The organism is Streptomyces sp. GC420 (assembly GCF_009916105.1).
GTDB lineage: Bacteria > Actinomycetota > Actinomycetes > Streptomycetales > Streptomycetaceae > Streptomyces.
This window is the reverse complement of record NZ_JAAAXQ010000241.1, coordinates 1-12,849: the sequence shown is the minus strand read 5'-3', so window position 1 is coordinate 12,849 and position 12,849 is coordinate 1. Positions and strand designations below refer to the sequence as shown.

Annotated in this window: 14 protein-coding genes and 2 pseudogenes; 8 read left to right on the top strand and 8 right to left on the bottom strand. The window is 73.9% G+C overall.

The window, feature by feature from the left end; translation table 11 throughout:
• Positions 1-34 precede the first annotated feature (34 nt).
• Positions 35-745, bottom strand: coding sequence for an ANTAR domain-containing response regulator (locus tag GUY61_RS25495; protein ID WP_166632585.1), 711 nt, complete (start codon positions 743-745; stop codon positions 35-37).
• Between the two features lie 219 nt (positions 746-964).
• Between GUY61_RS25495 and GUY61_RS25490 the strand changes: the two genes are divergently transcribed.
• Positions 965-2,089, top strand: a complete 1,125-nt coding sequence (locus GUY61_RS25490; protein WP_166632584.1) for a PAS domain-containing protein — start codon at positions 965-967, stop codon at positions 2,087-2,089.
• Positions 2,090-2,225: 136 nt separating this feature from the next.
• On the opposite strand, the pseudogene GUY61_RS25485 reads toward GUY61_RS25490, so the two are convergent.
• Positions 2,226-3,011, bottom strand: a pseudogene (locus tag GUY61_RS25485) (RNA polymerase sigma factor SigF); the annotation flags it as partial.
• Positions 3,012-3,272: 261 nt separating this feature from the next.
• On the opposite strand from GUY61_RS25485, the pseudogene GUY61_RS25480 reads away from it, so the two are divergent.
• Positions 3,273-3,842, top strand: a pseudogene (locus tag GUY61_RS25480) (thiamine pyrophosphate-binding protein); the annotation flags it as partial.
• A 21-nt stretch (positions 3,843-3,863) separates the two neighbouring features.
• Here the strand turns inward: GUY61_RS25480 and GUY61_RS41930 are convergent.
• From GUY61_RS41930 to GUY61_RS25465, 3 genes are read right to left on the bottom strand one after another with little or no spacing between them, the layout of a single operon-like run.
• Positions 3,864-4,292, bottom strand: a complete 429-nt coding sequence (locus GUY61_RS41930; RefSeq protein WP_398956845.1) for a DUF3618 domain-containing protein — start codon at positions 4,290-4,292, stop codon at positions 3,864-3,866.
• Positions 4,289-4,708: a phage holin family protein gene (locus GUY61_RS25470; RefSeq protein WP_166632582.1), complete on the bottom strand. Its 420-nt coding sequence runs from the start codon at positions 4,706-4,708 to the stop codon at positions 4,289-4,291. Before GUY61_RS25470 ends, GUY61_RS41930 begins: the two co-directional genes overlap by 4 nt.
• Positions 4,653-4,808, bottom strand: a complete 156-nt coding sequence (locus GUY61_RS25465) for a hypothetical protein (RefSeq protein WP_166632581.1) — start codon at positions 4,806-4,808, stop codon at positions 4,653-4,655. The genes GUY61_RS25470 and GUY61_RS25465 overlap by 56 nt, the downstream gene beginning before the upstream one ends.
• 375 nt (positions 4,809-5,183) lie before the next feature.
• Here GUY61_RS25465 and GUY61_RS25460 point away from each other — a divergent pair, with 375 nt between their 5' ends.
• Positions 5,184-5,642, top strand: coding sequence for a CBS domain-containing protein (locus GUY61_RS25460; RefSeq protein WP_166632580.1), 459 nt, complete (start codon positions 5,184-5,186; stop codon positions 5,640-5,642).
• Positions 5,643-5,809: 167 nt separating this feature from the next.
• Positions 5,810-6,355 carry a type 1 glutamine amidotransferase domain-containing protein gene (locus GUY61_RS25455; protein WP_166632579.1) on the top strand — a complete coding sequence of 182 codons (546 nt, stop codon included), beginning with the start codon at positions 5,810-5,812 and terminating at the stop codon, positions 6,353-6,355.
• Between the two features lie 294 nt (positions 6,356-6,649).
• Here GUY61_RS25455 and GUY61_RS25450 read toward each other — a convergent pair whose 3' ends face one another.
• On the bottom strand, positions 6,650-7,222 hold the full coding sequence (locus GUY61_RS25450) for a TIGR03086 family metal-binding protein (protein ID WP_166632578.1): 573 nt from the start codon (positions 7,220-7,222) through the stop codon (positions 6,650-6,652).
• 4 nt (positions 7,223-7,226) lie between these two features.
• Positions 7,227-7,451 carry a DUF6158 family protein gene (locus GUY61_RS25445; protein ID WP_166632577.1) on the bottom strand — a complete coding sequence of 75 codons (225 nt, stop codon included), beginning with the start codon at positions 7,449-7,451 and terminating at the stop codon, positions 7,227-7,229.
• 168 nt (positions 7,452-7,619) lie between these two features.
• On the opposite strand from GUY61_RS25445, the gene GUY61_RS25440 reads away from it, so the two are divergent.
• The 3 genes from GUY61_RS25440 to GUY61_RS25430 all read left to right on the top strand — a co-directional run bounded on the left by GUY61_RS25440 (position 7,620) and on the right by GUY61_RS25430 (position 11,789).
• Positions 7,620-8,708: a hypothetical protein gene (locus GUY61_RS25440; RefSeq protein WP_166632576.1), complete on the top strand. Its 1,089-nt coding sequence runs from the start codon at positions 7,620-7,622 to the stop codon at positions 8,706-8,708.
• 711 nt (positions 8,709-9,419) lie between these two features.
• Positions 9,420-10,862: a bifunctional phosphatase PAP2/diacylglycerol kinase family protein gene (locus GUY61_RS25435; protein ID WP_208106452.1), complete on the top strand. Its 1,443-nt coding sequence runs from the start codon at positions 9,420-9,422 to the stop codon at positions 10,860-10,862.
• Positions 10,863-10,943: 81 nt separating this feature from the next.
• The gene (locus GUY61_RS25430) at positions 10,944-11,789 is read left to right on the top strand and encodes a methyltransferase domain-containing protein (protein ID WP_166632574.1); all 846 of its coding nucleotides are present in this window, start codon (positions 10,944-10,946) and stop codon (positions 11,787-11,789) included.
• 55 nt (positions 11,790-11,844) lie between these two features.
• Here GUY61_RS25430 and GUY61_RS25425 read toward each other — a convergent pair whose 3' ends face one another.
• Positions 11,845-12,492 (bottom strand): hypothetical protein, encoded by a 648-nt coding sequence (locus GUY61_RS25425; RefSeq protein ID WP_166632573.1) that lies wholly within the window; start codon positions 12,490-12,492, stop codon positions 11,845-11,847.
• Between the two features lie 146 nt (positions 12,493-12,638).
• Between GUY61_RS25425 and GUY61_RS25420 the strand changes: the two genes are divergently transcribed.
• Positions 12,639-12,849: hypothetical protein (locus GUY61_RS25420; RefSeq protein WP_166632572.1), on the top strand; the 211-nt coding region annotated here is incomplete at its 3' end.

Sequence of the window (12,849 nt, the reverse complement as noted above, 5' to 3'; positions counted from 1 at the left end):
GCGGCAGGCGGCTGGGGCTGGGCGGCCCGCGGGCTCAGGAGGCCTTCAGCGCCGCGAAGTCCCTCTCGACACCCCGGCCGCGGCTGTGCACCACCCCGGCCGCCACCTCGTGGAGCTTGCGGTTGGTGCCCTGGGATATCCGGCGCAGGATGCCGAACGCCTCGTCGGCGTCGCAGCCGCACAGGTGCATCAGGATGCCGCAGGCCTGGTCCACGACGGGCCGGGAACGCAGGGCGGTCTCCAGCTGGTCGACCTCGGCGAGCGCGGCCCGGTAGTGGCGGTCGCGGACCAGGCAGGACGCGGCGAAGTCGCCCAGCACCCGGACGGGACCGTGGCCCACGTCGCGCAGGGCGCCGGGCCGGAAGCTGAACAGGCTGAGGGTGACGGCGAGGTCCCCGCGGGTGAAGGGGAGGGTGACGCTGGACCGTACGCCGGTCTCCAGGGCGATCGCCCGGTAGGCGGGCCAGCGTTCGTCGCTCAGCAGATCCTCGGCGTCGACGGGGAGGCCGCTGTCCAGGGCGGCGGGTATCGGTCCGTCACCCGACCGGAGCTGTACGGCGACGACGCTCGCGAGGTCGGGATGGGTGACGGCGGTCGCCCGGTCGTCGCCGCGGACGCCGGAGACGGTGGTGCCGGCCCCGCAGCAGTCCCTGCTGCACAGGACGGCCTTCTCCGCGAGTTCCGAGAGCCTGCGTCCCGGCTGTGCCGCTTCCGGTCCCATGACGTCGGTGTCCGGCAAGGGCATTGGGATGCCTCCTCTCTCGCTCCGGCTGCCCGGTCGCGCCGCCGCGAAACGAGGACCGCGGGACCCGGAGGAGCCCGGTCCGCACGCGGCGTGCCGCGCAACGCCGTGCCGGGGCGTATCCGGCGGGGCCCGCCCCGCGGGGCCTGCCCCACGCACGAGCCTAGCCCCGGAAGGCCGCGCCCACCCGCCGGGTGATCCCGGAGCGGTTAGGTTTGCCGCATGACGCAGAGGGATGAGTTCCGCGAGGAACTGGCCGACTTCTCCCGCCGCGTGGCGGAGCTGAAGACCGCGAGGTCGCTTCCGGCCGAGGAGCGTCTCGCCGTTCTCGACGCGGCGCTGTTCGAACTGGAGCACGTCGCCGAGACCCTGCTGCCGGAGTTCCGCAGAGTCGCCGCCTCACTGTCCGACGGGTCCGGACACGGTAACGAGGAGCAGCAGCTGCTGCGGGCGGTGTTCCAGCGGCTTCCGCTGCCGGTGGTGCTGATGGACCGGGAGACCGTGGTGCGCCGGCTGAACTTCGCGGCGACGACGGTGGTCGGGGCGCGCGCCGGGTACGCGACCGGGCGCCCGCTGTCCGGTCTGCTGGCCCACGCCGACCGGGCCGCGTTCCGTTCCCAGGCGGCCGCGGTGGCCCGGGGCGAGGGCGACCGGAGCCTGGTGGTGCGGGTTCAGCACAGCGAAGCCGCGCTGCGGGCCACGATGACGGCGCTGCGTCCGCCCGCCGAGCCGCGTACCGCGGTGCTGCTGGTGCTCCAGCCGGGCGCCGCGCGCACCGGCTCCGCTGCAGCCTCGGTGGAACGGGCGACGGCGCCCGATCTCGCCGAGGCGACCGGTCATGCCGCGCAGATGGACCTGCTGGACGCGGTGGCCACGGCGCTGCTCGGTGCCCCGGCGGGCGACCGTGACGAGGTGCTGCGGCGTACCGCGGCGGTGCTGCACGAGCGGTTCGCGGACTGGGTGGTGGTGGACTCCGGCGCGGAGCGACTGGTGCGCGAGACGGTGCTGGGGCCGCGCGGGGCGCTGCGCGAGGAGATCGCGGCCCAGGACCCGGGGCAGTGTCCGCTGGCCGTGGAGGCGGCGCGCAGCGGCAAGAGCGGTCTCCAGGTGCGGCCCGAGGACCCGGACGGCTTCGGCCGGGACTCGTCGGGGGCGTCCGTGCTGGTGAGAGCGGGAGTCACCTCACTGGTGTGTGTGCCGCTGACGTTGCCGAACGGTGCGGTGCAGGGTGTGGTGACCCTTTTCCGTACGGGGGCCAGGCTGGCCTTCTCGTTGGCCGAGGCCCGGACGGTGGACGTGCTGTCCCGGCATGTGGCGCTGGCTATGCGACGTCGGCGCCGGGCGTGAGGGGGGACACCGGCCCGGCCGCGCGCGCCGCACCGCCCCGCGCGGACTTCTCCCGCACGGCCCGGTCCGGTGCGGACCCGTCGTGCCCGGACCCCTGCCGTACGGGCGTGTCGCGTACGGGCGTCTCGCCCGCGGTCGCCTCGCGCATGACCTCCTCGCGCAGCCGCGTGCAGCAGCGGCTGATGAGCCGGGAGACGTGCATCTGCGAAATGCCGAGCTGGTCGGCGATGGAACTCTGGGTCATGTCGCGGAAGAACCGCATGTACAGGATGTCCCGCTCGCGTTCGGGCAGCCTGGCGAGCCTGGGTTTCACGGCCTCGCGGTCGACGACGACGTCGAGGGCCGGGTCCGGCGCCCCGAGGGCGTCGCTGAGCGAATAACCGTCCTCCGAGCCGGGCAGCTCGGCGTCCAGGGACAGCGCGGTGAAACTGTCGAGCGCCTCCAGCCCGCACAGCGCCTCCTCCTCGGTCATGCCGGCGAGCGCGGCGATCTCGGCGACGGTGGGTGCGCGCCCAGAGATCCGCTGCCCGAGTTCCTGCTTGGCGGACCTGACACGGTTGCGCAGGTCCTGGACGCGGCGGGGCACGTGCAGGGTCCACATGTGGTCGCGGAAGTGCCGCTTGACCTCGCCGACGATGGTCGGCACCGCATAGCTCTCGAAGGCGTTCCCGCGCTCCGGGTCGTACCGGTCCACGGCCTTGACGAGGCCCAGGGCGGCCACCTGCCGCAGGTCCTCCATGGACTCGCCGCGGTTGCGGAAGCGGCCCGCCAGCCGGTCCGCCATGGGCAGCCAGGCGCTCACTATCTCCTGGCGGAGCCGGTCGCGCCCGGGTCCGTCCGGGAGTTCCTGAAGCCTTCGGAAGGCCGCCGCCGTGTCGGGCGCGTCGTTGTGCGGGTGCTTCGCCTGTACCTGAGTACGCATGATGCTTCGCAGCTCCCTGAACGGTTTCGCCGGGTGTGGACTGCAGCGGACCCGTGGGAGCGAGGGAGAACGGGAAAACGGCAGTGGACAGGCACGTCCGGAGCGCCGGTGTTTCCGCTCCCACGGACGTGCCTCCTGTCCGAAGCACGTCTTGTCGCCTGCCCGGTGACACGACGCGCAAACACCCCGACGTTTCCGGATCCGGCCGGAGGTAACCCGGACAGCTGTTGCCGCAATCGTCCGCGAGGCCATGGAGGTCCGATGAGCCCGAAAGTCGCCGACCAGATACTCGCCCGGCTGCGGGACTGGGGAGTGGAACACGCATTCGGCTATCCGGGTGACGGGATCAACGGGCTGCTCGCCGCCTGGGGCCGGGCCGACAACCGTCCCCGCTTCGTCCAGTCGCGGCACGAGGAGATGGCCGCACTGCAGGCCGTCGGCTACGCGAAGTTCGGGCGCCGGCTCGGCGTGTGCGTGGCGACCTCGGGGCCCGGCGCGATCCACCTGCTCAACGGCCTGTACGACGCCAAACTCGACCACGTCCCGGTGGTGGCGATCGTCGGGCAGACGCACCGCACCGCGATGGGCGGCTCCTACCAGCAGGAGGTCGACCTGCACTCGCTGTTCAAGGACGTCGCCTCCGACTTCGTCGAGACGGTGAACGTGCCCGAGCAACTGCCGAACGTACTGGACCGGGCGATCCGCACGGCATACGCGCGGCGTGCCCCGACCGCCGTCATCGTCCCCGGCGACGTCCAGGAACTCGACTACGCGCCGCCGTCCCACGCGTTCAAGATGGTCCCCTCCTCGCTGGACCGCAGCGGCTGGACGGTGTGAGATCCCCGGAAGGGCTCAGTGGCGGCACCTTCCGAGGCGGTGCGTGTGCGCCTGCCGGCGCAGACCCGGGCGCGTGGAGTGCGCGCGAGTGTGCGTGCGCGTGTGCGTGCGCGTGCGCGTGGCGCCGCCGGCGGAGGACTTCACCAGCATCGCGGTCATCAGGACGGCGGTCCCCGCGGCGATCAGCAGGCCGGGGTGCCGGCGGCCGGTGTCGGCGGCCTTGCGGACCGGCTCCGGGGTCTTCTCCTGCACCAGGTGCACGGTCTTCGACGCGGTGTCCTGGACCTGGGCCCTGACCTGCGTGCGCACCTCCGTGGCCCGTTCCCGCGCCCGTGCCTTGACGTCGGTCTTGGCGGCGAGTTCACCGACGGTCTCGCCGAGCCGTTCCCGTGCCTCCTCGACGCGGGCGCGAGCGGCTTTTGTGGGGTCCTGGTGTCTGGTCATCGATGCGCCTTCTCCTTGATGGTCTCGATGTCGGTCCGCACACTGCGCGCCGTGGCCTCCGGCGTGAGCGGAGCCGCCCGCCGGGTCTCGCGCCGGCCCAGCAGCGCCAGCAGTCCGGCCAGCGCCGCCAGGACGCCCGTCACCAGCAGCGCGCCCGCCCACACCGGCCACACCAGGGACAACGCGGCGATCGCGGTGGCCGCGAGAGCCTGCAGCGCGATGACCGCCAGCAGTCCGGCGCCCCCGAAGAGGCCGCCGCCGCGCCCGTAGTGCCTGCCCTTGTCCGCCAGTTCCAGCTTGGCCAGGGCGATCTCCTCGCGGACCAGGGCGGACAGTTGCTCGGACGCCCGCCCGACCAGTTCACCCACCGAGTGGTCCGTCGGCGCCGACACCTTCGACGTGCTCGTCAAGGTCACTCGCCTCCTTCAGAGGTGGCAGGAGCAGTTCCTCGTACCGGCCGAGCGCGAGAACCACGCACAGCATCACGATCGGCATGATCACGGCGAATATCGCCATGGCCTGTCCTTCCGTGGGAACCTATGCCCGGGTCACCCGGTCGCACGTCTCCAAACCCTCTGGGACGGGGACTGCGGAACCCGGCGGGACAGGGCTTCGGGCGGAGCCCACCGCCGTGGACCCGCGCCCGAAGCCTTCTCACTCCCCTGGCCACTCGGCCGCTGCGGCGGGTGCCCCTGCGGCCGGCCCTCAAACCGGGACCTCCCCCAGGCATGGGGCCCCCGGGCGCGGGTACTGCGGGCGGGGTGGACGGACAACGGCGGACGGACAACGACCGATGACGACGACGGTCACGACGGCGAGGGCATCGATGGCGGCGGCGGACGACCGAGCACGACAGGCCGAGAAGGGACCGGCACCGGAAGGCGGACGGCGATGGCACGGTTCGTGAGAGATGTGATGACTCCGGGTGTGGCCTCCGTACGCCCCGACGCGTCGCTGGTGGAGGCCGCGCAGCTGATGCGCGCCCAGGACGTCGGCGATGTGCTCGTCGCGCGGGACGGCGTGCTGCTCGGCGTACTGACCGACCGCGACATCACCGTACGGGCCGTCGCGGACGGCGTGGACCCGCTCACCGTGAGCGCCCGGGCGGTGTGCACCCCCGACCCGGTGTGCGTGGGTCCGGGTGACGAGGTGGCGGACGCAGTGACCCTGATGCGGCGGCACGCCGTGCGGCGGCTACCGGTCGTCGAGGAGGGCCGGGCCGTGGGTGTGGTGAGTCTGGGCGACCTGGCCGAGGCGCAGGATCCGGGGTCGGCGCTGGCCGACATCAGCAGGGCGGCACCCGACAGCTGGCCGGGCACGGCCGGCACCGGACGCGTCAGACACGTCTGAACGTGCCGAACGGGGAAAGGCGCGGCAGGGAGGAGCCCGCATCCCCTACCGGGACCGGTCCGGGAGCGCCCCGCACCGGTCCGGAGGCCCGGCGCCCGCGGGCCGCGCGGCACCGGCGGGACGGGCGGGAGTGCAGTACGGGCACGACCACGCAAAGGACCATGATCATGCGTATCGCGTTTCTGGTGGCACCCGAGGGCGTCGAGCAGGTCGAACTCACGGAGCCCTGGCAGGCCGTGATCGACGCGGGCGGCACGCCCCGCCTCGTGTCGACGAGGAGCGGAGAGATCCAGGCGTTCAACCACCTCGACAAGGCCGGTACCTTCCCGGTGGACGAGACCGTCGGGGACGCCTCGGTGGACGACTACGACGGCCTGGTGCTGCCCGGCGGTGTCGCCAACCCCGACTTCCTGCGGATGAACGGGAAGGCGGTGGCCTTCGCCAAGTCCTTCTTCGAGACCGGCCGCCCGGTGGCGGCGATCTGCCACGCCCCGTGGACGCTCGTGGAGGCGGACGTGCTGCGCGGGCGGGAGCTGACCTCCTGGCCGAGCCTGCGCACCGACATCCGCAACGCGGGCGGCACCTGGGTGGACGAGCAGGTCGTCGTGTGCGGCAAGGGCCCCAACACCCTGGTCACCAGCCGCAAGCCGGACGACCTCAAGGCGTTCTGTGAGGCGGCGGTCGACGAGTTCAGCGGCGGGGCGGGCGGCTGAGGAGCCGAACCGGTCGCCCTGCCGTGCGGAGCTCGGCCCGCCCACGGCGCGGAGTCGGGCGGCGACCGTCCACCGGGCAGGCCCCGCACGGCGCCCCTGTCCCGTCCGCGCCCGGGATCCGCGCCCCGGACAGCGGGCGTCACGAGCCGGGCGGGAGGTCCGTGTCAGGTGCCCGGGCACCTGACGGACAGGTCCCGGAGCACCCGGACCGGGGTCGGGCGGTGTCTGGAGGCGGTGTCTGGAGGCGGTGTCTGGAGGCGGTGTCTGGACCGGGCAGGGCGGTGCCCAGGGCCCCTAGACCCGGCGGCCCAGCAGACTGAGCAGCTTCGTCTGGACGTCGGCGCCCGGCGGAGGCTCGACCGGTGCCGCGAAGAGGCCGCTCTTCTCCAGTTCGGCGGCGTACGGGGTGATCTCCCGCACCGCGAGGTTCACCAGGTCCTCGGGGAGCCGCTCGTCGGCGCCGATGCCCCGGGACAGGTCCCAGGCGTGGACGACGAGGTCGCTGGTCATCTGCGCGCAGTAGGCGGAGGCCGGGGTGTCGCCGTAGGAGAGGTGGACGGTGCGGCCGAGGGCCCCGGGAGCGCCGAAGGCCGCACGGGAGCCGGCCGCGGCGGCGTCCCAGGCGTCCACCGGGTCGTCGCCGAGGACGTCACCGTCCAGGGCGTCGCCGACCTCCTGGGCGGTGGCGCCCTCGGTGACCAGGCGCGGTACCCACAGCTGTTCGGCGGTGAGATGGTTGACGAGGTCGCGCACCGACCAGTCGGTGCAGGGTGTCGGGGCGTCCCACTGGTCGGGGCCGACGGTGTGGACCCGCTCGGTGAACAGGTCGAGGGCCTCGGCGTGCCTGCGCAGCAGGGGTGGTGTCATGGGGTCATTCTTCCCTCGCGCGTGCGCCTTCGCGCGTCCTGCCGCGGGTGACGTGGCGGCGCGGATTGCGGCGCAGGTACTCGCCCTCCAGCTCCGCCAGCCGCGCGTTGTGGGCGGCGAGCGCGTCCGAGGAGCCGTACAGCAGCGTGTCGTGCCGCGTCCTGTGGATGCTCTCGAGTTCCTTGAGGAGTTGCTGGTCGTCGAGGGACGCGGGGTCCACTCCCGTCATGGCGCTCTCCTTGCGTCGCTGTCTTCCCGGTTCGTCGGCGGTCCTCCGGCGGTCCGGCGTGCCGCGCGCCACCCGTACGGCGGTGCGGTGCCCCGTTCGTGTCGGTGCCGACCATCCGGGTACCCGCTCCGCACGAACTACCCGGAGCGAGACCGAAGGGGAGGGAACATGCGGCTCGACTTTCTCAGCCCGCTCTACGACAGGCCCGGTCCATGGGCGGCGGTGTACTTCGACACGTCGGAGCACTCGGAGTCCACGGCGGACAAGCGGGCGCTGGAGGCGCTGGAGGTCTTTCACCGCCTCGCGGGCCAGGGCGCCGACGAGCCGACGTGCCGGGCGGTGTACGACGCGCTGGCCGAGCCCTCGGCGCAGGGTGCCGAGCCGCCGGGACGCGCTCTGTTCGCCATGGACGGGGAGGTCGTGCTCAACCTGCCGCTCTCCCGGTCCCCGGGGCCGCACCGGACCAGCTGGTCGGTGCTGCCGCACACCGGTCCGCTGCTGGAGTGCACCGAGGAGGACCCGTCCTGCCTGATCGCCTACATCGACCGGCGGGGTGCCGACATGGAGTTGCGCGGTCCGGCCGGCGGCCGGGCGGCGGGCACGGTGCGGGGCGCCCAGTGGCCGCTGCGCAAGACACCCTCGGCGGACTGGTCCGAGCGGCGGAACGCCGAGGACATCGCGCAGGCGCTGGCGGACTGCCAGGAGGAGTCCGGGGCGGAACTGGTGGTGCTGTGCGGCAGCACGCGCGAAGTGCGCGCCGTGCGCGACCGGCTGCCCGCGCGGCTGCGTGAGCACACCGTGGAGAGCCCGCACGGCGGCCGCTCCCCCCGCTCGGACAGCCGGCTGCTGGAGGAGGACGTGGAGCGCGCCAGGGCCGAGCACGCGCGCGAGCGGACCGCCCGGGAGCTCGACCGCTTCCGTGCCGCCCGGGCGCCGCAGGACGGGCGGCAGCGCGCCGCGGAGGGAGTGCCCGCTCTGGTGGACGCGGCGCGCCGGCACCGCATCGCGGAGCTGTTCGTGCAGCCGGAGGGCCCCGACGTGTACCGGGAGGTGTGGGTGGGCGCCGAGCCCGACCAGCTGTCGGTGCGCCGCACCGACGCGCTGTACCTCGGCGAGCCCCATCCGGCGCCGGCGCGGGCGGACGACGCCCTGCTGCGCTCGGCGGTCGCGAACGGCGCCGAGGTGGTCATGGTGCCCCCGGACGCGACCGCCCCGGACGACGCCCCGGTCGGCGGCCTCGGTGCCCTGCTCCGCTGAGGGTTGGCAACTGCATGCCGGGGAGGGTGAATGAGGTCGGATTATGGCTCGATCGTGTGATGGCCGGCTCGCTGGCTTGCGGCATTCTGGGCCGGTCGGGGTGGCGTGAGCGTGCGATCTGGGGCGCCGGGTGCGGTGCCCGGGGGCACCGCCGGCGGTGGCCGGGGGAGTGCGGGGCCCCTGCTCCACCAGGGAGACGGTCCAGGGCCTCCCCGCCGCCTCCGGCCGCATTCACACGGCCGGGTCGTGAGGGACTCCGCCCACCCGGCTCGGACCACGGACACGATCCGTGTCGCCGCCCGGCTTGCGAAAGCGGACGACCAGTGCGACCAAGACCGTTCGGGGCGCGCCAGCGCGCGGACTCACTCCCGCTCTGTTGAGGAACGGTAGTTCCGCGCGGGCGTGACCGACGGAGGTACCGCCCGCCGAGGTCCCGAGTACGCCACGGCCGGGGCGGTACCGCCGTTCCCGTGCCGTGGGCGCGCCGCGCGGGGAACGGGCGGCGGACCTGCCGGGACGGCGCACTGCCGGGTGGCGCGGGCAGCCGGGCGTCACTCGGCAGTGCGCGCGTGGGCCGTGCGGGGGGGCGGTGTGGATCGCCCCGGCAGCGTGGGGTAACCGTGTTCCATGACTGCTGACTTCGATCCGGCGGACGTGGCGGGCTTCAGAGGCACCACGAGACTGTCCGGCGCCCGTTCCCTGCGGGAGCTGATGAGCGCCTGGGACCGCAAGGTGTTCCACAGGGTGGCCACCCGTGACTGGCCCGGGGCGCACCCCATGCTGCCCCGGCTGAGCCACAGCGCCAACCACGGTCTGCTGTGGTTCGGCGCGGCGGCCGGCATGGCGGTGCTCGGAAGCCCGCGGGCGCGGCGGGCCGCGGCCCGCGGCGTGGTGTCGCTGGGGCTGGCCTCGCTGACCGTCAACACCCTGGGCAAGCGCTCGGTGCGCCGGGCGCGGCCGGTCCTCGATCACGTCCCGCTGATGCGGCAGCTGAAGCGGCAGCCCATCACCACTTCCTTCCCCTCGGGGCATTCGGCCTCCGCGGCGGCCTTCGCGACCGGGGTGGCGCTGGAGTCGAAGGGCTGGGGCGCGGCCGTGGCGCCGGTCGCGGCGGCCGTGGCGTTCTCCCGGATCTACACCGGAGCGCACTACCCGAGCGACGTGATGGCGGGCATGGCCATTGGAGCGGGAGCGGCCTTCGCCGTGCGGGGCCTGGTGCCGACCCGCTCCCAGATGCCCTCCCCCGGGCGGCCGCACGCCGAGGTGCCGTGTCTGCCCGGCGGCAAGGACGTCGTGGTGGTGGTCAACTCGGCCGCCGGTTCGGCGCGCGCGGCGCAGGTGCGGGACGCGCTGCCGCTGGCCGAGGTGGTGGAGTGCCGTTCGGGCGAGGCGCTGGTCGCCGAGTTGGAGAAGGCGGCCGCCAACTGCCGGGCGCTCGGCGTGTGCGGCGGCGACGGCACGGTGAACGCGGCCGCCGAGGCGGCGATCAGGCACGGCGTGCCACTCGCGGTGTTCCCCGGCGGCACGCTGAACCACTTCGCGTCCGACCTCGGTCTCGACGACCTGCACGACACCTGCCGGGCACTCGCCTCCGGGGACGCGGTGAAGGTGGACGTGGGCCGCTTCACCCCCGAGCCGGGCTCGGGCACCCGGCCTGGGATCTTCCTCAACACCTTCAGCCTGGGTGTGTATCCCGAACTGGTGCGGGTGCGGGAGCGCTGGTCGCCGCGGATCGGCGGCTGGCCCGCGGGAGTGCTTGCGGCGCTGCGGGTGCTGCGCGGGAGCGGGCCGCTGGAGGCGGAGATCGAGGGGCGGCGCCGGGCGCTGTGGCTGCTGTTCGCGGGCAACTGCCTGTACCAGCGGGTGGGTCCGGCGCCGAGCCGCCGCTGGGACCTGGCGGACGGGCTCCTGGACGTGAGGGTGGTGCACGGCGGGCGGCTACCGGGGGTACGGCTGCTCGCGGCTGCCGCGGCCGGTCCGCTGAGCCGTTCCCCGTTCCATGCGGCGGTGCGGGTGCGTGAGCTTCGGATCACCGGGCTCGCACCGCGTACGCCGATCGCATACGACGGCGAAGTCACCCTCGCGTCGGGCGTGTTGCTGGTCGACAAGCTGGATGAGGCACTGACCGTGTACCGGCCGCTTCTGCCCGCATAGCGAGACGGGGGTCTCGCGATCCGGGACGTCCGGTCTAGTGTGGCCGTACCGCGTCCACCCGCGGGAGAAGGAGTCGGGAGCATGTCCAGGTCAACGTCCAGGTCAACGTCCGGTTCGGTGTCCGGGGAGACGGCCGTCTACACCCACGGCCACCACGAGTCGGTGCTGCGGTCCCACCGCTGGCGCACCGCCGCCAACTCCGCCGCCTACCTGCTCGGGGAACTGCGCCCGGGGCTCACCGTCCTGGACGTCGGCTGCGGGCCCGGCACGATCACCGCGGACCTGGCCGCACTGGTCGCGCCGGGCCGGGTGACCGCGGTGGACGCGGCGCCCGGCGTGCTGGAGCAGGCGGCGGCCGTGGCCGCCGAACGCGGCCTGGACAACGTCGAGTTCACGGTCGCCGACGTGCACGCGCTGGACTTCCCCGACGACTCCTTCGACGTAGTCCACGCCCACCAGGTGCTCCAGCACGTCGGCGACCCGGTCGCCGCCCTGCGGGAGATGCGCCGCGTCTGCCGTCCCGGCGGGATCGTCGCGGCACGCGACGCCGACTACGGCGCGATGACCTGGTTCCCCTCCGACGCGGGCATGGACCGCTGGCTGGAGCTGTACCGCACGGTCGCCCGCGCCAACGGCGGCGAGCCGGACGCCGGCCGGCGTCTGCTGTCCTGGGCCCGCCGCGCCGGATTCACCGACGTCACCTGTACGTCCAGCATGTGGACCTTCGCCACTCCCGAGGAGCGTGACTGGTGGTGCGGCCTGTGGGCGGACCGTACGGTCGCCTCCGCCTACGCCGCCCGGGCGGTGGCCGGCGGCCATGCCACGACGTCGGACCTGGAGGACATCGCGTCCTCCTGGCGGGCCTGGGCCCACCACGAGGACGGCTGGTTCGGCACCCCTCACGGCGAGATCCTCTGCCGCGCCTGACCCCGACCCGGCGGTCCGCGCCACCTCCTGGCGGATCGCGCGGGATCGCGCGGGATCAGGCGGCGGACGGTCCGCCCCGGGTCCCTTCGGCGTCGGCGCTCGGAGGGACGGCGCTCGGAGGGACGGCTCTCCCGCCGGGGCTCGCTTCGTGCGGCACCGGAAGGTCGCCGCCGAGCGCGCGGCGCGCCGCCGTCACGAACTCCCCGCTGCTGGCGTACCGGGCACGGAGCGCCCGGGCACGGGCCCCGGGATCGAGGGCGGCGGCGCTGTCGGCCGTGCCCGGGCCGGAGCGCGCGACATGTGCGTGCAGCCGGAACTCCCCGCCGATGCTGCCCACCATCTCCGCCGCCCGCTCGGCGACGCTCTCCGGGCCGACCAGCCGGACCCGGATGTACGCCTCGTCGAGTGTCCTCCGCGCGGCGAACCCCGCCTCCCACCGGTCCGTCTCCGTGAACGGGGCGGCGAACCACCCCTCGTCCAGCACCCGGTAGGCGGCGTCGGCCTCACGGAGGAACCGTTCGTACGACTCACGCCGCAACTCCCTTTGCGCCACCGCCCGTTGCTCGGCCCGTTCCTCGCGGGCCAGGACGGCCTGGTGCCGCAGTTGCCTGCCGGTCGCCCACGCCGAGACCGCTCCGGCCAGCCCGGCGGCGGTCAACGTGGACAGGGAGGTGATGAGCGCTACCGCGACCGTGTCCTTCACGGCCCCCATTGTTCCCCGCGCCCACAGCCCCCTTGTTCCCCACCCCGCCGGGCGGCACCCTGGACCGGCGTTGGGACGGGTCACTCGGCGGAGGACGTGCCGGGCCAGTCCGGACGAAACGGCAACTCACCGGGGACACCGACGACATGGACACTTCGCCGTCCCACAGCCCTGGACGCGGCTGGGTCACCGGTGCCCTGACGGCCGCCGCCGTCCTCACCACCGTGTGGTGGGGACTCACCGGGCTGGGCACCGAGAACTTCGGGAGCGACTGCCTCTTCCGCTTCGGCGAAACCGGGCCCCGGACCGAGCACTGCCACCGTGCCAACGACCGGGCGGAGACATGGCTCCCCCGGC